At 63.4% G+C, this 18,960-nt stretch carries 14 protein-coding genes; 9 read left to right on the top strand and 5 right to left on the bottom strand.

Going from position 1 to position 18,960, the window contains the following annotated elements:
- Positions 1–8: 8 nt before the first annotated feature.
- From NKK50_RS24555 to NKK50_RS24540, 4 genes are read right to left on the bottom strand one after another with little or no spacing between them, the layout of a single operon-like run.
- Complete coding sequence (locus tag NKK50_RS24555) at positions 9–1,358, bottom strand: aspartate aminotransferase family protein (RefSeq protein ID WP_023745655.1); 1,350 nt, start codon at positions 1,356–1,358, stop codon at positions 9–11.
- Between the two features lie 20 nt (positions 1,359–1,378).
- A complete protein-coding gene (locus tag NKK50_RS24550; RefSeq protein ID WP_023745654.1) occupies positions 1,379–2,041 on the bottom strand; it encodes an HAD family hydrolase in 663 nt (220 codons plus the stop codon).
- Complete coding sequence (locus NKK50_RS24545) at positions 2,038–3,321, bottom strand: Tm-1-like ATP-binding domain-containing protein (protein WP_023738353.1); 1,284 nt, start codon at positions 3,319–3,321, stop codon at positions 2,038–2,040. The genes NKK50_RS24550 and NKK50_RS24545 overlap by 4 nt, the downstream gene beginning before the upstream one ends.
- Positions 3,321–4,091: an IclR family transcriptional regulator gene (locus tag NKK50_RS24540; protein WP_352500346.1), complete on the bottom strand. Its 771-nt coding sequence runs from the start codon at positions 4,089–4,091 to the stop codon at positions 3,321–3,323. Before NKK50_RS24540 ends, NKK50_RS24545 begins: the two co-directional genes overlap by 1 nt.
- A gap of 165 nt (positions 4,092–4,256) precedes the next feature.
- Between NKK50_RS24540 and NKK50_RS24535 the strand changes: the two genes are divergently transcribed.
- The 3 genes from NKK50_RS24535 to NKK50_RS24525 are packed head-to-tail and all read left to right on the top strand — an operon-like array spanning position 4,257 to position 8,447.
- Positions 4,257–5,705: an APC family permease gene (locus NKK50_RS24535; RefSeq protein WP_352543964.1), complete on the top strand. Its 1,449-nt coding sequence runs from the start codon at positions 4,257–4,259 to the stop codon at positions 5,703–5,705.
- A gap of 43 nt (positions 5,706–5,748) precedes the next feature.
- A complete protein-coding gene (locus tag NKK50_RS24530) occupies positions 5,749–6,963 on the top strand; it encodes a cytochrome P450 (RefSeq protein WP_031204603.1) in 1,215 nt (404 codons plus the stop codon).
- Positions 6,960–8,447, top strand: a complete 1,488-nt coding sequence (locus NKK50_RS24525) for an aldehyde dehydrogenase (protein WP_023692260.1) — start codon at positions 6,960–6,962, stop codon at positions 8,445–8,447. The genes NKK50_RS24530 and NKK50_RS24525 overlap by 4 nt, the downstream gene beginning before the upstream one ends.
- A 175-nt stretch (positions 8,448–8,622) precedes the next feature.
- Here NKK50_RS24525 and NKK50_RS24520 read toward each other — a convergent pair whose 3' ends face one another.
- The gene (locus NKK50_RS24520; RefSeq protein WP_245265816.1) at positions 8,623–10,911 is read right to left on the bottom strand and encodes a mechanosensitive ion channel family protein; all 2,289 of its coding nucleotides are present in this window, start codon (positions 10,909–10,911) and stop codon (positions 8,623–8,625) included.
- Positions 10,912–11,193: 282 nt separating this feature from the next.
- Here NKK50_RS24520 and NKK50_RS24515 point away from each other — a divergent pair, with 282 nt between their 5' ends.
- The 6 genes from NKK50_RS24515 to nirB all read left to right on the top strand — a co-directional run bounded on the left by NKK50_RS24515 (position 11,194) and on the right by nirB (position 18,955).
- On the top strand, positions 11,194–11,796 hold the full coding sequence (locus NKK50_RS24515) for an ANTAR domain-containing response regulator (protein WP_023667842.1): 603 nt from the start codon (positions 11,194–11,196) through the stop codon (positions 11,794–11,796).
- A 2-nt stretch (positions 11,797–11,798) separates the two neighbouring features.
- Entirely contained in the window at positions 11,799–13,037 is a 1,239-nt protein-coding gene (locus NKK50_RS24510; RefSeq protein WP_023745649.1) for a CmpA/NrtA family ABC transporter substrate-binding protein, read from the top strand.
- A gap of 343 nt (positions 13,038–13,380) precedes the next feature.
- Positions 13,381–14,709 (top strand): CmpA/NrtA family ABC transporter substrate-binding protein, encoded by a 1,329-nt coding sequence (locus tag NKK50_RS24505; protein ID WP_023745648.1) that lies wholly within the window; start codon positions 13,381–13,383, stop codon positions 14,707–14,709.
- A 92-nt stretch (positions 14,710–14,801) separates the two neighbouring features.
- Positions 14,802–15,692, top strand: a complete 891-nt coding sequence (gene ntrB / locus NKK50_RS24500; protein ID WP_023682697.1) for a nitrate ABC transporter permease — start codon at positions 14,802–14,804, stop codon at positions 15,690–15,692.
- Between the two features lie 10 nt (positions 15,693–15,702).
- Positions 15,703–16,500, top strand: coding sequence for an ABC transporter ATP-binding protein (locus NKK50_RS24495; protein ID WP_023667847.1), 798 nt, complete (start codon positions 15,703–15,705; stop codon positions 16,498–16,500).
- A gap of 4 nt (positions 16,501–16,504) precedes the next feature.
- Complete coding sequence (gene nirB / locus NKK50_RS24490; RefSeq protein WP_023686953.1) at positions 16,505–18,955, top strand: nitrite reductase large subunit NirB; 2,451 nt, start codon at positions 16,505–16,507, stop codon at positions 18,953–18,955.
- The last annotated feature ends 5 nt before the right edge of the window (positions 18,956–18,960 follow it).

Raw genomic sequence — 18,960 nt, 5'->3', positions numbered from 1 at the left:
AGCGGGCATCAGGCCCTCGACAGACCTGCATCGATGGCCTCGCCGATCTTTGCCACGTCGGCGGCGCCGATGATCAGCGGCGGCGACAGGATGATGTTGTTGCCGGACACGCGCAGCATGACGCCGGCGTCATAAGTGGCTTCCGAAACCACGGCCATGGTCTTCTTGTCCACCGGCTTTTTCGTCGTGCGATCGGAGACCAGCTCTAGCGCAGCCATCAGGCCCTTGTACCTGATGTCGCCGACGATCGCGTGCTTGGCTTTTAGCCCCTCCAGCATCGCCGCCAGCTCGATGCCGCGCGCGGCTGCGTTCTCGTCCAGGCGAAGCCGTTTGGTCTCGACAAGTGCAGCCAGCCCTGCCGCGCAGCCGACAGGATGGCCGGAATAGGTATAGCCATGACCGATCGCCCCGAAGCTGGTCTTGTCGGCCTCGAAGACGTCGGCGACCTTGGCGCCGATCAAGGTGGCGCCGAGCGGGAAATAGCCCGAGGTGATCGCCTTGGCGATGGTCATGAAATCCGGCTTCACGCCGGATAGCCGCGAACCCGACCAGGCGCCGGTGCGACCGAAGCCCGTGACCACCTCGTCGGCGATCAGCAGGATTTCGTGGCGGTCGCATATCTCGCGCACCAGCGGCATGAAGCTGTCATGCGGAACGATGACGCCGCCGGCGCCGAGAACCGGCTCCATGATGAAGGCGGCAATGGTGTCGCCGCCCTGGAAGGCGATCTCATCCTCCAGCGCTTTGGCGCACAGTTTGGCCAGCCGCGCCGGATCGGTCTCATCGAACGGATTGCGGAAGGTCCAGGGTGCGGGAATGTGGAAGACGCCGGGCATAAGCGGCTCATAGTTGCGGCGGAAATTGGCGTTGCCGTTGACTGACGCGCCACCGAAATGGGTGCCGTGATAGCCCTTCTTCAGTGCGAGGAATTTTGTCCGGTCGCCCTGGCCGCGGATCTTCCAGTATTGGCGGGCGAGCCGCAGTGCGGTTTCGACCGAATCCGAGCCGCCCGAGGTGAAGAAGGTCCGCACCATGCCTTCCGGTTCGAACCATTCGCTGAGTTCGTAAGCGAGCTCGATCGACGGGCCGGTCGACGTGCCGCGAAACCCGGAATAGTAGGGCAGGGCGCTGAGCTGGTCGGCGATGGCCTTCTTGATCGGGTCGCAGGAGTAGCCGAGATTGACGTTCCACAGTCCGCCAACCGCATCGAGCACGGTGTTGCCGTCGATGTCTGTGACCATCACGCCTTCGCCTTTCATGATCACCTTTGGCGGGTTGGCCCGCATCTCGGCCGGGTGTGCCATCGGATGCCAGATCGGCTTGGCGTTTTTCTCGGTGAGGAAATTGATGTCGCGCATCGCAAGGCTCCGCAAATGTCTCAGGAGATGAGGTCGAAATGGCCGAGGGCCTCGGCATAGGAAAGTGCCGGTCGCGCGACGTCGAAATGAACCGTGCGCATGCCGGCGGCACGGCCGCCATCGACATTGCGCTGCTGGTCGTCAACGAACACACAGGCGCCGGCAGGCAGGCCAAGCGCCTCGGTCACCAAGGCATAGGCGCGCGGATCGGGCTTGAGGATGCCGGTATAAGTGGCGTCGACGATGGTGTCGAACAGCTCGAGCAGCGGCAGCCGCTGACGGAAGCCGGCGCCATAGAACAGATCTAGCTCGTTGGACACGATCGCCAGGCGAAATCCCGCCGCATGCACGGTCCGGATTGCGCGGACGGCTTCGGGCCGCACGATCTTTTCCGGCTCGGCTCCGCGTGCGCGCTGGACGAATGTCTCCATCGCCTGCCAGTCCTCGCCGACGAGCCGGCCGACTTCGCTGGTGCGGGTGCGCCAATAATCGCGCTCGCTGATCTCGTCGGCCTGCATTGAGCGCCACAGCGGATCTGAATCCGGGTCGAACGGCCCGTACCATTGCAGCGTTCCCGGCGCGAGGCCGAGCGCCTGTTCGGTCAAGGCATGGGTCTCGAAAAGGGTCCGGGTGACGACGCCGCCGAAATCGAGGACGAGCGCCTGGGCAGGAACAGCGCTCACGCAGCCACTCCCTTGGCCGGCATGCCGCGCGGGATGATGCCTTCCTCGACCCAGCGGTCGAAGATTTCGAGCGCCTTGCCGACGAACTCGTCGCTGTTAATGTGGGCGTCGATCTCGTGGAACTCGACGCCGGCGGGAATGGCCTTGCGCATCTCATCGGTGAACGCCGCGAGGGCTTCGGGTTCGTACAGCGGCTCGCCCTGCGCATCCCATTCCTGGATGCCGCCGGAGGGCAGGATGAAAGCGGAGCGCCCCTTCGACGCACCGAGCTTGGCGGCGATGGTCCTGGCGACTTCACGGCGGTCGGCGGCATCGACGGTAATCGAGCCGATCAACCTGTTATGAGCATGGAATGGCCGCTGCGCGAACTTTGTCGGCAGCGCCTGCCAGGTTGGCAAATCGACCATGTCTACGGCGCCAGGGGCTGCGATCTGCGGAATGCCGCGGGCGCCGGCATTCTCGAGCCGGTCGGCGCCGGAGCTGACGACCGAGCCGGCAAGATGATTGGTGATCTCCTGCAGGCTGAAGTCGAACACCGCGCAGAAATGGTCCTGGCTGGCGATCGATTCGAAGGCCCGGCCGCCCATCCCGGTGGTGTGAAAGACCGCGACATCATAGCCGCGCTGCTCCAACGCCGGCTTCAGCGTCTTCATATAGCGCAGGCAACTGCTGCCCAGCGAAGTCATGCCGATGGTCGGTCCGACCGCCGGGGCCGAAGCACGGGATGCAAGCACGATCCTCGCCGCACCGACGACCGCGCCGCAGGCCTGGGAAAGGACCAGCTTGCAGATGGTGTTGAGGCCGTAGAGCCCGCCTGCCCACAGGATCATCATCAGGTCGGGCGCGACACGCTCGGGCGGAATGAGGTGCGAGTAGGCGATGGTCGAGACGACGAATTTCGGCACGCCGAGCGGCAGGCACAGCGCGACATCGAGCGCCAAATCGGTTCCCATCGAACCACCGATGGCGATGAAGGCGTCGATCTCGCCGCGCTGGTGAAGCTGGCGCACCAGCTGAACGGCGCCGACGGCCATCAATGTCATGGCGGTGTTTTCATCGCCGCTCGAGACGATTTCGGCCATCGTCACGCCAGCGGCCCGCGCAACGGCATGCTTGTCGTGATCGGGACTATAGGCGGGGTCGCCCAGCACGCTGACATCCATCATCACGGCGCGGCCACTGGATGCCTCGATACACGCTTTCATGAACAGCAGTTCGTCGGTCTTGGTATCGCCCGTGCCGATGACCAGGATGCGGGGCGTCGCCATATCTGCAGACATCAGGCCTGCCTCCTCAGGGTTTGCAGGTTTTCGCCATTGAGGCGCATCGAAATCTCCCGTGCTGCGGTCACAACCGCAAGCCCTCGTTCCACGATCGTAGCCGGTGTCGTCCTGGCCTTCGGGGCTGCCACCGCAATTGTCCCCAGCGCAAGACCATCGGCGGCGCGGATTGCAGCCGCGACGCCGATCACGCCGTCCTCATGGCCCTGGTCGCAGATTGAATAGCCGCGGTCGCGCGCCTCGCCGATCGACTTTGAAATGGCGGCCGGCTCGACGAGGGTATGATCGGTGAAGGCCTCAAGCGAACCTGTCAGGCATGCTTTCACGGTCGCGTTGTCGGCGAAGGCGAGATAGGCGATGCCGGAGGCGGTGGAATGCAGCGGCAGAAGCTGGCCGACATCGATGTTCACCCGGTTTGCCCAGCTTGAATGCTCGACATGGACGGTGATCAGCCTGTCGACGCCGAATTCCGACAGATGCACCGTCTCGGTTGTCGAACCCGCCAAATCCTGCGCCACGGGAATTGCCGTTGGCAGGAACGGGAAGCAGGCTTCGCGGATACGCGCTAGCCGCGACAGGCCGGCGCCGAGGCGATAGTGCCGCGTGCCGGCATCCTGCTCGACGAAGCCATGGCCGCCCAGCGCCATCAGCAGCCGCCGCGTCGTCGCCTTGTCCAAGGCGCACCGCCGCGCGAGATCGGAAAGTCCGAGCTCGGGCTCGTCCGCCGTGAACAGCTCCAGAAGTGAAATCGCCTTGCCGACCGTACCCATCCAGCCTCCCGCTCGGATAGAAACTTAATGTGTGAATTAACTTGACAGGCATCGGCATTCTTTGCAAGTCTATATTCAAAATAAGGGTTCAAATAATGAACCGATGGCATTCAGGGAACAGGCCGAGCGGCCGCGAACCCAGGGGTTCGTAAACTGGAGGGACAAATGTCAGCAGTTTCGGAACAGGCGCCCGCCAACAGGCTGCGCAAGAACAGTCTTGGCGTCGGCGCTATCACCTTCATGGTGATTTCGGCGGCGGCGCCGCTCACCGCGGTCGCCGGCGGCACGCCGCTCGGCATGCTTATGGGCAATGGGGCGGGCTTTGCCGGCACCTATCTTATCGTGACCGTGTTGCTGCTGCTGTTTGCGGTCGGCTACGTCGCCATGTCGCGCCATGTCGGCAATGCCGGCGCCTTCTATGCCTATGCCGCGCGCGGGCTGGGCGGTTTTGCCGGCGGCGCAACCGCAATCATCGCGATCCTGTCCTACAACGCCATGCAGATCGGGGTCATGGGCCTGCTGGGGGCCGCGACCGCCGGCCTGTTCGCCGGCTGGGGCATCGACCTGCCCTGGTGGGTGTGGAGCTTCATCGCCGTCGCCATCGTCGCGGTGTTGGGCTACCGCCAGGTCGACCTGTCGGCCAAGATCCTGACGGTGCTGGTGCTGTGCGAATACATCGTTGTGCTGGTGCTAGACCTCGCCATCCTCAAGACCGGTGGCGACAGTGGTCTCTCGGCGGCGCCGTTCAGCTGGAGCCAGATCGTCAGCGGCTCGCCCGCCATCGCCATCCTGTTCTGTTTCGCCGCCTTCATTGGTTTCGAGGCGACGACGATCTACGCCGAGGAAGCCCGCAATCCCAAGGTGACCATTCCGCGCGCCACCTATTTCTCAGTGTTGCTGATCGGCGTCTTCTACATGGTCACGGCCTGGCTGATGGCGGTCGGGGCCGGCGTCGACAAATTGTTGCCTGCACTGCAGACGCTTCAGGATCCGACGACCTTCCTGTTCGGCCTGTCCGACCGCTACGCCGGAACCATGCTGTCGCACGCCATGAGCATCCTGTTCGTATCGAGCCTGTTTGCCGGCGTGCTGGCGTTCCACAACGCAGTTGCCCGCTACATCTACGTCTCGGGCCGCGAGAAGCTGTTGCCTGAATCGATCGGCGTGACGCATTCAGTGCACCAGAGCCCGCATGCCGCTTCCGTCATCCAGAGCGTGTTGGCCGCGCTCGTCATCGGACTGTTCGCGATACTCGGCCTCGATCCAGTTCTGGCGCTGTTTTCCTGGCTAACCAATGTCGCGACGCTCGGAGTCATCGTGATGATGGCCGTGGCCTCGCTCGCCGTGGTGATGTACTTTCGCGCCAATCCGTCTGCCCAGGAAAACGCGCTGAAGACCACCATCCTGCCGGGGCTGACCTTCGTCGCCTTCGTCATCATCATCTACCTGATCGTCATTAATTTCGGTGGCCTGTCGGGCGCCAGCGGCTTCCTCGGCGTGTTGCTGCCGGGGCTGGTGCTGATTGCCGCGGTGATCGGCCTGCTGCTTGCCGGAGCGTTGAAGAGCCGGGATCCGGTTGCCTTCGAAAATCTCGGCGTGCCGCTGAAGGACTAGGACAAAGGACAAGGGGGTAGCGCGTTCGGCGCCGCCCCTTTCCATGGCAAAGGGAGTACCGGCGTTGAGCTTTGCCGAGAGCATCACCGTTGAGGCGTTGGAAGCCGATCCGTATCCGATCTATGCGGAACTGCGGCGCAGCGCCCCTGTCGCTTTCGTGCCGGCGGTCAATCTCTGGTTCGTCACCCGCTGGAAGGACGTCGAGACCGTCGCAAAGTCACCCGACATCTTCTCCGCCGTCGTCGGTACGTCTCCGGTCGAACGCTCGTTCGGCAAGCCGACCATCCTGACCACCGACGGCGAAACGCATAGACAGCTACGCCAAGGCGTCGATCCGAAATACCGGCCGCGCACCGTCGCCGCCTATGCCGGCGATCTCGTACGGTCGATTGCCGAACCTTTTCTGGACCGGATCGCCGAACAAGGCTCCGCCGAGCTGATGGCGGACTATTTCGAGCCGGTGTCGACGCTCAGCCTGGCGCGCTCGCTGGGCCTTGCCGACATCGACATGGCGACGCTGCGCCGCTGGTTCTATGGCCTTGCGCAGGGTGCCATCAATTTCGAGAACGACCAAAAACGGCAAGAGATCGCCGATGCGATCAGCGCCGAGGTCGGCGTTGCCATCCGGCCGACTCTGGATAGACTTGCGCGCGCACCCGACGACTCGGCGCTGTCGCATATGCTGCATGACGGCATGCCGGAAGGCACGACGCGGCCGATCGATTTCTTGATGCCAAGCATCAAGGTCATCCTGCTTGGCGGCATGCAGGAGCCCGGACATGGTGCCGGTTCGATCCTCGCCGGCCTGCTTGCGCATCCCGAACAAGTGCGGCAGGTGCTCGCCGATCCCGAGACCTTTGTGCCCAGGGCTGTCGATGAAGGCTTGCGCTGGGTGGCGCCGATCGGAACCCAGACGCGGCAGACGACGCGGGCGGTCGAGCTTGGCGGCGTAACGATCCCTGCCGGCGCCGCGGTCGCTGCACTTGTCTCCTCGGCAAGCCGCGACGAGAGCCGCTTTGCCGATCCAGACCGCTTCGACATCAACCGCAGGGAAGGCAATCATGCCGCCTTCGGCTTTGGTCATCATTTCTGTTCGGGCCGGTTTTTCGCGCGCGAGCAGATGTGCCTTGCGTTAAGGCTGCTGCTCCTGCGCTTCCCCGATCTCAGCTTGGTGCCAGGCAAGGTGCCGGTGTTTCGCGGCTGGGAATTCCGCGCGCCAACCACGTTGTATGTTTCCCTGGGAGTCCGCCACCAATGATCAGCCAGAATGCCATCGACGCGCTGCGCAAGACGGAGATCGGCGAGCGGGGCTTGTTTATCGACGGCGTACAGGCCGCAGCGACGAGCGGCGCGACGCTGGCGGTGATTTCGCCGATCGACGGCCGCCCTTTTGCCAGCATCGCTGACGGCAATGCCGCTGACATCGATCGCGCGGTCCGATCGGCGCGAAAAGCATTCGAGAAGGGTTCATGGTCGCGCGCCGCCCCTGCCTTTCGCAAGAAGGTGCTGACGAAATTTGCCGAGCTGATCGAAAAACATGTCGATGAGCTGGCCGTGCTTGGCGTGCGCGACAACGGCACCGAGATCGGCATGGCCTACAAGGCCGAGCCGCTGTCGGCGGCCGGCACCATCCGCTACTACGCCGAGGCGATCGACAAGGTCTATGGCGAGATCGCGCCGACGGCCGACAATGTGCTCGGGCTGATCCACAGGGAGCCACTCGGTGTCGTCGGCGTCATCGTGCCGTGGAACTTCCCGCTGATGATCGGTGCCTGGAAGATTGCGCCCGCATTGGCCACCGGCAACAGCGTCGTCGTCAAGCCGCCGGAGATCGCCTCGCTGACCTTGCTGCGGCTGGCCGAACTCGCAAGCGAGGCTGGACTTCCCGAAGGCGTGTTCAACGTCGTTACCGGTCATGGTGCTGTCGCCGGCGAAGCGCTTGGCCTCCATATGGATGTCGACGCCATCGCCTTTACCGGATCGGGGCCGGTCGGCCGGCGGCTGCTCGAATACTCCGCCCGTTCCAATTTGAAGCGGGTCTTCCTCGAGCTTGGCGGCAAGTCGCCCAACATCGTCTTTGCCGACGCTCCGGACCTGAAGCAGGCGGCGGTCGTCTCGGCTAACGGCATCTTTCGCAATTCAGGCCAGGTCTGCGTGGCGGGCTCGCGTCTGCTCGTCCAGTCGTCGGTCTATGATCTTTTCATGGACGAACTTGTCTCGGCAACCACGCGGCTCAAGGTCGGCGACCCGCTCGATCTCGCCAGCGATATCGGTGCGGTATCGAGCGCCGAACAGCTGGACAAGAATCTCGGCTTCGTCGCCATGGCGCAAGCCGAAGGCGCCCGTCTCGTCGCCGGTGGCGAACGGATACTGACCGAGACCGGCGGCAGCTACATGGCGCCGACGATCTTCGAGAACGTGACGCAAGAGATGCAGTTGGCGCGCGAGGAGGTGTTCGGACCGGTGCTCGGCGTGATGCGCTTCGAGACCGAGGAGGAGGCGGTGCATCTGGCCAACTCCACTGTCTACGGACTTGCCTCGGCGGTGTGGACCGCCAATCTTTCCACGGCCCATCGCATGGTGCGCGCCATCAACGCCGGTGTCGTCCACGTCAACACCTATGGCGGAGCCGATATCACCGTGCCGCTTGGCGGCGTCAAACAGTCCGGTTTCGGCCGTGACAAGTCGCTGCATGCGCTGGAGAAATTTGTCGACCTCAAGACCGCCTGGATTGCGCTCTGAGCCTCGCGGAAAGGCCAGCATATCTGCTCTTTTCGTCAAGCTTGGCCTCAGAACGCCACGCTGGTGCTGGTTGGCGGCGATCAGGTCGTCGCTATCGGCAGCTCGACTAGCGTGGTGTCGCGGGTCCAGGCTTTGCGCGGAAAGCCGTGTTGCGACCGGCGGGTATCACAGCGTCCTACTCCGTTGTGCCGGCTTTTTTTCTGCGCCGATTGGTGTGCGACTGGGCGACGGCCATTCGTAATTCAGGTGTGACCTCCAAACGCGCATTCTCTGTCCCATGCGGGTCTTGCAGCCCCTGGACGTGGACGGTCGGGAATGGGAGCTCGATGCCCTGCTCCTTGAAGGCCTGGCGGAGGCGCAAAAAGAACCTGCCTTTCATGCTGAAGGCGCCTCCAGGTCTGGTCGTGACCTTGACCCTCAAGACGATGCCGTACTCGCCGAACTCCTGCACCCCCTGCATCTTGATCGGTTCGATCACCCAGTGTTTGAACTCCGGATCTTCCGCCAGTTCCAGGCCAATTCGCTTGATCAGTTTGCGAGCAAAGTCGATATCGGTGTCATAGCCAACGGTGATGTTGAATTTGTCGGTGACCCAGTCACGGCTCTGGTTCTGCACGGCGCCGAGTTCGCCGAAAGGTATCGTGAACAGCGGACCACGATGGTGGCGCAGCTTCACCGAGCGCAGCGAAAAGCTCTCCACCGTACCCCTGTAGCTGCCCGATGAAATGTATTCGCCGACACGGAAAGCATCGTCGAGCAGATAAAACACGCCAGAGATCACGTCCTTGACGATGGTTTGCGCGCCAAAACCCACGGCGACGCCGACGACGCCGGCGCCGGCGATCAGCGGGCCGATCTGGATGCCGATCGAAGCGAGCATCATCAGCACCGCCATCACGATGATCACTGCTAGCAGAATGTTCTGGATGATCGGCAACAGCGTGTGCAGCCGCGCCTGATGCGGATCGAGGGTGAGGATGTCTTCTTCGCTCACCACCGCTTGCGGTATCGCGACGCCCAGCTTTCGTTCGATCAAGGCTTTGATGATCGACCAGCCGAAATCGGCAGCAAGGGCAATGACCACGACGTTGATCAAGCCGCGCAATATGAGCATGGTGGTCGTATCGCTGCCGCGCATGGATTGCATGTCCAGGCCCAGTACGCGTGCGAGAAGGTAAGCCGCCGCGAGGATGAAAATCATCCGGATACCGCGATCGATGACAGCGATCGTCACCGCCGGGATCGTCGGCCGGCCGGCATCTTCCGAACCGGGCCGCAGGACGAAATTAACCCCGCGCTCTGTCAGCACAATTGCCAAAGGCAGGAAGAATGCGGTGAAGGTAAACCAGAAGAATGTGTAGAGGCCGGCAATGCGTTCGAGGAACAGAACGACGAAGTAAGCCGTCAACAACCATGTCACTGCCGTGTCACCGCTGTGGCGCGCGCCGTCTCGCTGCGTTCTTGGCCGACGCCAAATGGCCAGCAGGAAGAGCAACAGCAGGATGAAATCGGCGCCCACCGACAGGACCATCATTCCGTCCTGGTCTATGCCGAGACCCGGCAAGAGGACAAACGCGGCGGCGAAGAAGGCGAAAACGCCGACGATCCGGGGCAGCCAATAAGCCCAATGGTCAGCAGCTCCGTTGGTGATCGGCAGGGCACGAACCTCGATGGCGTGCTCGACCTCCATGAAAGAAGGGACGAGTGTGGCCATCACGTATAGGCGCACAGCCCACGTAAAGACCGCAGCCATCAGAAATGTCAGCACAATCTCGCGGATGAGCGCTGGCCAGTCGAACAGCATGAACGCACCGGCGCTGCCCAGCGCGAACGAGCCGATCATCATGCTGGAATAAAGCGTGCGGCCGCCGATCTTCTTGGCCCGCCCGATGGGCGTATCTCTGGGTTGCGCGATGATCCAAAGACGAAATGGACGGGTGAGCTTGTATATTGCCCAGGTGAGCGCCAGGCCGGCAGCGATAAAGATCGCAATCAGCACCAATATGCTGACGGGGCCCTTGCTGGACATATCGTCCATGGTATTGGCCCGGACGCGCGCGAACTGGTCCGGCAGCGAAGGCAAGGTTCGCACGATCTTTTCGATGTGATGCTTGATCCGATCGAGCGTCGAGGATGCCATAGTATTCATCTGGCCCGGTGCGGCCACGGCGTCGGCCGGCGGAGCGCTAGTCTCGGCAGGCGCTTCCGTCGATCCTGCGGCCGGATTTCGTTGCTCGGCCACCCAGGCCTTCACCGACGGATCGTCGAGAAGCTCGAACAGCTGTTTGACCTTGTCGGGCGTGACGGCGGCCGGTGCCTGGGCCTGTGCCGGACCAGCCAACAGGAGGGCGATGCCAAGGACGAGTGGCCCGGCTATCAGGACGAACATCGCCGTCAGGTTCCCGGGACGCCGTGCCGGGCGCGCCGGCTCCCTGGCCCCCAATCGTCGTTTCATGAGCAGCATCGTGCGGTAACCTTCCGGTCAGATCGGCGAGCAAGGACAGCTATGTCCGTCGTTGCCCCCACCTTTAACAAGCCGATGTTGCGGTGCAAGTCTCATCGCACCTAGACCGTTGGGTAGGGCACCAGGCGACCGGCAAGGCTGTCATCACCAGCGCCAGCGTTGCGCTGCGTTCCTTGTCCCGACCACCTAGACCGGGTCGTTGTCGGTCGTCGGTTGCTCCGCGGCGGGAGCCTGTGACCATGCCGCATTGCACAATTTTGCGACCTTGCCCACAATGCACGCATGGTCCGCAGCTCACTCGCCGTCCTGGTCATCGACGAAAACCGTATCCGCGCCGCGATCATCGAGGCAGGTTTGCGCGAGGCCGGCCATGAGCGGGTCACCGTCATCCACGACGTGACCGGCATTGCGCGGCGCATCGCCGAGATCGAGCCGGACGTCATCGTCATCGACCTGGAAAACCCGAACCGCGACATGCTGGAAAACATGTTCCAGCTGTCGCGTGCGGTGAAGCGGCCGATCGCCATGTTCGTCGACCGATCGGACCAGGCATCGATCGAAGCGGCGGTCGATGCCGGCGTTTCGGCCTATGTCGTCGACGGCCTCAGGCAAGAGCGCGTCAAGCCGATCCTGGACATGGCGGTCAGCCGCTTCAACGCTTTCTCGCGCATGGCGCGCGAGCTGGAAGAGGTTCGAGGGGAGCTTGAGAGCCGCAAGGTGATCGACCGTGCCAAGGGCATCCTGATGAAGTCGCGCGGCCTGACCGAAGAGGCCGCCTACACGCTGCTGCGCAAGACGGCGATGAACCAGAACCGCAAGATCGGCGACATTGCTCAGAGCCTGGTGACTGCCGCCGGGCTGCTCGGGCCGTCGGAGGACGAATGAGCATGAGCGCCGAGCACCAGATCACCGCCGGCTTCATGCCGCTCTTCGACAGTGCCGTGCTGGTTGCGGCGGGTGAGCTTGGATTTGCCGCGCGCGAGGGCATCGATCTCACACTTCACCGCGAGACCTCCTGGGCCAACATCCGCGACCGCATCGCCATCGGCCATTTCCACCTGGCGCACATGCTGGGGCCGATGCCGCTCGCCTGCAATCTCGGGCTGACGCCGCTTGCTTCCGAGACCATCGTGCCGTTTTCGCTCGGGCTTGGCGGCAATTGCGTCACCATCTCCAACGCCGTCTGGGAAGGCATGGCGGCACACGGCGCCATACCCGATCTCGAGCCCGCGCGCGCGGGCGCAGCCCTCGGTGCCTTCATTCGCGACCGCGCCGGGGCTGGCGGCGATCCGCTGCGCTTTGCCGTGGTGCACCCGCATTCGGGGCATAATTACGAACTGCGCTACTGGCTTGCCGGGTGCGGCATCGATCCGGAGCGCGAGATCGAGATCGTCATCGTGCCACCGCCCTTCATGGCCGATGCGCTGGTCGCCGGGCGGATCGACGGCTACTGCGTCGGCGAGCCCTGGAACAGCGCCTCGGTCGCCGCCGGCACCGGCCATATCGTCACCGTCAAGGCGCTGCTGTGGCGCAACAGTCCGGAGAAGGTGATCGGCGTGCGCAAGGCGTGGTCGCAGGAGAACCCGGTCGCGCTGGCAGCATTGCTGCGCGCGCTGCATCATTCGGCGCGCTGGTGCCAGGATCGGCGCAACCACGCCGAACTGGCTGGTGTGATGGCTCAAGCTGGCTTCCTGGGCCTGCCACCAGCTGTCCAGATGCCGATCCTGACCGGCCATCTTGAACTGGGCGGCGGCGCCGAACTGGATGTCGACGACTTCTTCCTGCCCTTCGACAAGGCGGCGAACTTTCCGTGGAAGAGCCATGCGCTGTGGTTCTATACGCAGATGGTGCGCTGGGGGCATGTCGAGCACACGCCGGAAAACCTTGCTATCGCCCGTGACTGCTACCGTCCGGACCTCTACCGCTCGGCGCTAAAGCCGCTTGGCGTTGCACTTCCCGGCGCCAATGCGAAGGTCGAGGGCGCGCTTAAGGTCGCCACGGCTGTCGGTGCGACCGGGGCAGGCTTGGTGCTTGGGCCGGACGGCTTCTTCGACGGTCAGACCTTCGACCCCGACGAGATCGACGGCTATATAGCGCGCCAGAAAGCCGCTCGCGCGGAAGCCTGATCATTCTCGCGCCATTCTTGTGCATTGCACAAAAAATGTGCGTGCGATTGCTGTAGTGAACAATCTTTGATCTGCTTGCGATGTCGGCTCGCGTGCCGGCATCTGGCGCGTAATGTTGATTTCATTTAGGTTTTTCGTTTCACCCAAAACTGGCACGGTTCCTGCTTTGAATTAGTCAGGCCCTTCGCGGGTCACGGAACAGGCGTCCAATGGCGGGCGCCACAGGCAAAGCTGCCGCTCAGGTCAACGACGCGATCCCGGATGTACGGACGCGCGAGGCCTGGACGGCGGCTTTTTTGTTTTGGCCACTCGACGAAGCCCTCGCGTTCAACCGGAGATCACGATGAAAGAAAAAATAGGGAAATGGATCGGGACGGGAACATCGCTCAAGGATGTGACGCGCCGCGATTTTCTTGTCAGCAGCGCCATGACGGCCGGCCTGTTCGTGGCGGCCCGCAAGCTCTTCCCCTCGGGCGCCTATGCCGCCACGACCGCTCCGGAGGTCACCGGCGCCAAGCTCGGCTTCATCGCGCTGACCGACGCGGCGCCGCTGATGATCGCCAAGGAGAAGGGGCTGTTCGCCAAGTTCGGCATGCCCGACGTCGAGGTGCTCAAGCAGGCCTCCTGGGGCGCGACGCGCGACAATCTGATGCTCGGCGGCGCAGCCAACGGCATCGACGGCGCTCACATCCTGACGCCGCTGCCCTATCTCATGCACACCGGCAAGGTGACGCAGAACAACCAGCCGATGCCGATGGCTATCGTGGCGCGGCTCAACTACGACTGCCAGGGCATTTCGGTTGCGCAGGAATACGCCGGCACCGGTGTCGGCCTCGACGCCTCCAAGCTGAAGGACGCCTTCGCCGCCAAGAAGGCGGCCGGCAAGGAAATCAAGGCCGCCATGACGTTCCCGGGCGGCACCCATGATTTGTGGCTCCGTTACTGGCTGGCCGCCGGCGGCATCGATCCCGACAAGGACGTCTCGACCATTGTCGTGCCGCCGCCGCAGATGGTCGCCAACATGAAAGTCGGCAACATGGACGTGTTCTGCGTTGGCGAACCGTGGAACGAACAGCTCGTCCACCAAGGCGTTGGTTTCACCGCCGCCACCACCGGCGAACTGTGGAAGGGTCATCCCGAAAAGGCGCTCGGCCTCCGCGCCGAATTCATCGACAAATACCCGAACGCCACCAAGGCGATCGTGATGGCCGTCATGGAGGCCCAGCAATGGTGCGAGGCCACGGAGAACAAGGACGAGATGGCCGCCATCATCGGCAAGCGGCAATGGATGAACGTGCCTGTCGCCGACATTATCGGCCGCCTCAAGGGCGACATCAACTACGGCAACGGCCGCGTGGCCACCGGCACTGACCTCTACATGAAATTCTGGAAGGGTGGCGTCTCCTATCCCTACAAGAGCCACGACAGCTGGTTCCTCGCCGAAAACATCCGTTGGGGAAAATTCGCGCCGACCACCGACATCAAGACGCTGGTCGATCAGGTCAATCGCGAGGATATCTGGCGCGAGGCGGCGAAGGATCTCGGCGTTGCCGCAGCCGATATTCCGGCCTCGTCGTCGCGCGGCGTCGAGACCTTCTTCGACGGCAAGATTTTCGACCCGGCCAACCCGTCGGCCTATCTCGACAGCCTGAAGATCAAGGCATCGGCTTGACCAGCGCAAACGGCGCGTTCCGCCGTTTGTCGCCCCAGCGCAACGGCGCTTCGCCGTTGTCGCCCGCACCGACCCCGGAGTTATACCCAGACATGTCCATCCAAGCCATTGAGGAAACCACGGTGAAGGCGTTCCCCGCCAAGCCTGCCGCAGTCATCGCTTTCACCGCCAAAGCGCGGCGCCGCTTCGACCCGATCGCGATCGCCGGCAGGCTGGCCACCGCCCTGGTGCCGCCGGTCATCGTTATCGCCTTCATGCTGGTCGTGTGGCAGATCGCCTGCTCGTCGCCGACCGCCAGCCTACCGCCGCCCAGCCAGGTGTGGAACGAGGCCTATGACCTGATCGCGCATCCGTTCTTCAACAACGGCCCGCAGGATATCGGCCTTGCGTGGCGGGTGCTGATCTCTCTGCAGCGCGTCGCCATCGGCTTCGGCCTGGCGGCGATCGTCGGCGTCGCGCTCGGCGCCCTGGTCGGCCAGTCGATCTGGGCCATGCGTGGCCTCGATCCGGTGTTCCAGATACTGCGCACCGTGCCGCCGCTGGCCTGGTTGCCGCTGTCGCTGGCTGCTTTCCGCGATTCCAGCCCGTCGGCGCTGTTCGTTATCTTCATCACCTCGATCTGGCCGATCATCATCAACACCGCCGTCGGCGTGCGAAACATTCCGGAAGACTACCGCAACGTCTCGCGCATCTTGCGGCTCAACCAGTTCGAATTCTTCGTCAAGATCATGGTTCCGGCCGCCGCACCCTACATCTTCACCGGCCTCAGAATCGGCATCGGCCTGTCCTGGCTCGCCATCGTCGCCGCCGAAATGCTGACCGGCGGCGTCGGCATCGGCTTCTTCATCTGGGACGCCTGGAACTCGTCGCGGCTGCCCGACATCATCGTCGCGCTCGCCTATATCGGCGTCACCGGCTTCTGCCTCGACCGCCTGGTCGCTGCGGTCGGCGCTTTCGTCACCCGCGGCACAACGGCAAAGTGAGGAGAGGGCGATGACGGCCTATCTGAAGCTCGACCATATCGACAAATCCTTTGCCCGCGGCGGTCAGGTCAGCGAGGTGCTCAAGGACATCAGGCTGACCATCGACAAGGGCGAATTCGTCTCCATCATCGGCCATTCCGGCTGTGGCAAGTCGACCTTGCTCAATCTGATCGCCGGGCTGACCAAGGTTTCCGCCGGCGCCGTGCTGCTTGAAAACAAGGAGGTCGACAGCCCCGGACCCGAGCGCGCCGTGGTGTTCCAGAACCACAGCCTGCTGCCATGGCTCACCGTCTACGAAAACATCAGCCTGGCGGTGTCGAAAGTCTTTGGCCGTTCCAAGAGCAGGACCGAGCGACATGACTGGATCATGCGCAATCTCGATCTCGTGCAGATGGCCCATGCCAAGGACAAGCGGCCGGCCGAAATATCGGGCGGCATGAAGCAGCGCGTCGGCATTGCCCGGGCGCTTGCCATGGAGCCGAAGATCCTGTTGCTCGACGAGCCGTTCGGGGCACTCGACGCGCTGACGCGCGCCCATCTGCAGGATGCGGTTATGGACATCCATTCCAGGCTCGGCTCGACGACGATCATGATCACCCACGATGTCGACGAGGCGGTGCTGTTGTCCGACCGCATCGTCATGATGACCAACGGTCCGGCGGCGACAATCGGCGAGGTGCTTGCGGTGCCGCTGCTGCGGCCGCGTCGACGCGTCGAACTCTCTTCCGACCGCACCTTCCTGCGCTGCCGCGAAGCGGTGCTGAAGTTCCTCTATGAACGCCACCGCTTCGTCGAAGCCGCGGAGTAACGCCATGACCGAAAAACTCGTCATCATCGGCAACGGCATGGCCCCCGGGCGCATGCTGGAGCATCTGCTCGAACAGGCGCCGGGCCGCTACACCGTGACCATTTTCAACGCCGAGCCGCGGGTGAACTACGACCGCATCATGCTGTCGCCGGTTCTCTCCGGCGAAAAGGCCTATGAGGAAATCATCATCCACGGCGACGGCTGGTACATCGCCAACAACATCACCCTCTACAAAGGTCACAAGATCGTCGCCATCGACCGGGCGGCCAAGACAGTCACCTCCGATCACGGCGTCACCGAGCCTTACGACAAGCTCGTCATCGCCACCGGATCGGTGCCCTTTATCATTCCGGTGCCCGGCCATGATCTGCCGGGGGTGCTGACCTATCGCGACCTCGACGATGTTCAGGCCATGATGCTTGCCGCCCAGTCGCGCGCCAAGGCCGTGGTCATCGGCGGCGGCCTGCTCGGGCTGGAGGCGGCAGCAGGTTTGAACGCCCAAGGCATGGACGTCACCGTGCTGCATGTCATGCCGACATTGATGGAGCGTCAGCTCGATCCAGCCGCCGGCTATCTCCTGCAGCGCGCGGTGGAACAGCGCGGCATCAAGGTCATCACCAAGGCCAACACCCAGGCGATCACCGGCAACGGCAAGGTCGGGCAGGTGGAGCTTGCCGACGGCACTATTATCCCGGCAACGCTGGTGGTGATGGCGGTCGGCATCCGGCCGAATGCGGCGCTGGCCAGGGAGGCCGGCATAGCCGTCAATCGTGGTATTGTCGTCGATGCCGGCATGCGCAGCAACGACCCCGACATCTACGCGCTCGGCGAATGCGCCGAGGTCTACGGCCAGGTCTACGGGCTGGTCGCGCCGCTCTACGAGATGGCGCGCGTTGCCGCGAACCAGTTGGCCGGCAACGAGGCAGCGGCCTTCGTCCACATGGACACGCCGACCAAGCTCAAGGTCACCGGCATCGACCTGTTCTCGCTTGGCGACTTCGCCGAAGGCGAGGACCGCCAGGAGATCGTGCTGCGCGATGCCGCCGCCGGCGTCTACAAGCGCCTTGTGCTCAAGGACGACCGCATCATCGGCACCGTGCTTTATGGCGAGACGGCGGATGGGGCCTGGTTCAACGATCTCAAGAAGAAGCAGACCGACATATCGGAGATGCGCGACACGCTCATCTTCGGCCAGTCCTACCAGGGGGGTGCCCCGCTGGACCCTATGGCGGCCGTTGCAGCCTTGCCGGATGATGCGGAAATCTGCGGCTGCAACGGCGTTTGCAAGGGCAAGATCACCGGCGCGATCACGGCCAAGGGCCTGGCTTCGCTCGACGACGTGCGCGCCCACACCAAGGCATCGGCTTCCTGCGGTTCGTGCACCGGGCTGGTCGAGAAGCTGATGGTGCTGACCATCGGCGACAAATACAACCCGGCCGCCGTGCAACCGATGTGCGGCTGCACCACGCTCGGCCATGACGAGGTGCGCCGGCTGATCATCGCCAAGAGCCTGAAGACCATTCCCGCCGTCATGCAGGAGCTGGAATGGACGACCTCCTGCGGCTGCGCAAAATGTCGGCCGGCGCTCAACTACTACCTCGTCTGCGACTGGCCGAACGATTACGCCGACGACTATCAGTCGCGCTTCATCAACGAACGCGTCCACGCCAACATCCAGAAGGACGGCACCTATTCGGTGGTGCCGCGCATGTGGGGCGGCGTCACCAACGCCGCCGAACTGCGCGCCATCGCCGACGTCGTCGACAAGTTCGAGATACCGATGGTCAAGGTCACCGGCGGCCAGCGCATCGACATGCTGGGCATCCGCAAGGAGGATCTGCCGGCGGTGTGGGCCGATCTCGGCCAGGCCGGCTTCGTCTCAGGCCATGCTTACGCCAAGGGCCTGCGCACGGTGAAGACCTGTGTCGGCTCCGACTGGTGCCGCTTCGGCACGCAGGATTCGACCGGCCTCGGCATTCGCATCGAGAAATTCATGTGGGGCTCGTGGACCCCGGCCAAGGTCAAAATGGCGGTGTCGGGCTGTCCGCGCAACTGCGCCGAGGCGACCTGCAAGGATGTCGGCGTGATCTGTGTCGACAGTGGCTACGAGATCCATTTCGCCGGCGCCGCCGGCCTCGACATCAAGGGCACCGAAGTGCTTGGCCTGGTCAAGACCGAGGACGAGGCGCTGGAGCATATCGTGGCGCTGACGCAGATGTACCGCGAGCAGGGCCGCTATCTCGAGCGCATCTACAAATGGGCCAAGCGCATCGGTATCCCCGAGATCAAGCGCCAGATCATGGACGACGGTGCCAAGCGCAAGGCCTATTACGAACGCTTCGTCTTCAGCCAGAAATTCGCCCAAGTCGACCCGTGGTCGGAACGCGTCTCCGGCAAGGACAAGCACGAGTTCCGGCCAATGGCTTCTGTCGGGTTTGCGCAGGCTGCGGAGTGATTAAA

The organism is Mesorhizobium sp. M0001 (assembly GCF_040324255.1).
Classification (GTDB): domain Bacteria; phylum Pseudomonadota; class Alphaproteobacteria; order Rhizobiales; family Rhizobiaceae; genus Mesorhizobium.
The sequence above is the reverse complement of the archived record's forward strand: the minus strand, read 5'-3'. Positions and strand labels throughout refer to the sequence as shown.

Coding starts and splice junctions, on each gene's coding strand:
- NKK50_RS24525 (WP_023692260.1), top strand. CDS start 6,960: ATGATCAGCCAGAATGCCATCGACGCGCTGCGCAAGACGGAGATCGGC.
- NKK50_RS24555 (WP_023745655.1), bottom strand. CDS start 1,358: ATGCGCGACATCAATTTCCTCACCGAGAAAAACGCCAAGCCGATCTGG.
- NKK50_RS24510 (WP_023745649.1), top strand. CDS start 11,799: ATGAGCGCCGAGCACCAGATCACCGCCGGCTTCATGCCGCTCTTCGAC.
- NKK50_RS24545 (WP_023738353.1), bottom strand. CDS start 3,321: ATGTCTGCAGATATGGCGACGCCCCGCATCCTGGTCATCGGCACGGGC.
- nirB (WP_023686953.1), top strand. CDS start 16,505: ATGACCGAAAAACTCGTCATCATCGGCAACGGCATGGCCCCCGGGCGC.
- NKK50_RS24520 (WP_245265816.1), bottom strand. CDS start 10,911: ATGCTGCTCATGAAACGACGATTGGGGGCCAGGGAGCCGGCGCGCCCG.
- NKK50_RS24505 (WP_023745648.1), top strand. CDS start 13,381: ATGAAAGAAAAAATAGGGAAATGGATCGGGACGGGAACATCGCTCAAG.
- NKK50_RS24540 (WP_352500346.1), bottom strand. CDS start 4,091: ATGGGTACGGTCGGCAAGGCGATTTCACTTCTGGAGCTGTTCACGGCG.
- NKK50_RS24515 (WP_023667842.1), top strand. CDS start 11,194: ATGGTCCGCAGCTCACTCGCCGTCCTGGTCATCGACGAAAACCGTATC.
- ntrB (WP_023682697.1), top strand. CDS start 14,802: ATGTCCATCCAAGCCATTGAGGAAACCACGGTGAAGGCGTTCCCCGCC.
- NKK50_RS24495 (WP_023667847.1), top strand. CDS start 15,703: ATGACGGCCTATCTGAAGCTCGACCATATCGACAAATCCTTTGCCCGC.
- NKK50_RS24530 (WP_031204603.1), top strand. CDS start 5,749: ATGGCAAAGGGAGTACCGGCGTTGAGCTTTGCCGAGAGCATCACCGTT.
- NKK50_RS24535 (WP_352543964.1), top strand. CDS start 4,257: ATGTCAGCAGTTTCGGAACAGGCGCCCGCCAACAGGCTGCGCAAGAAC.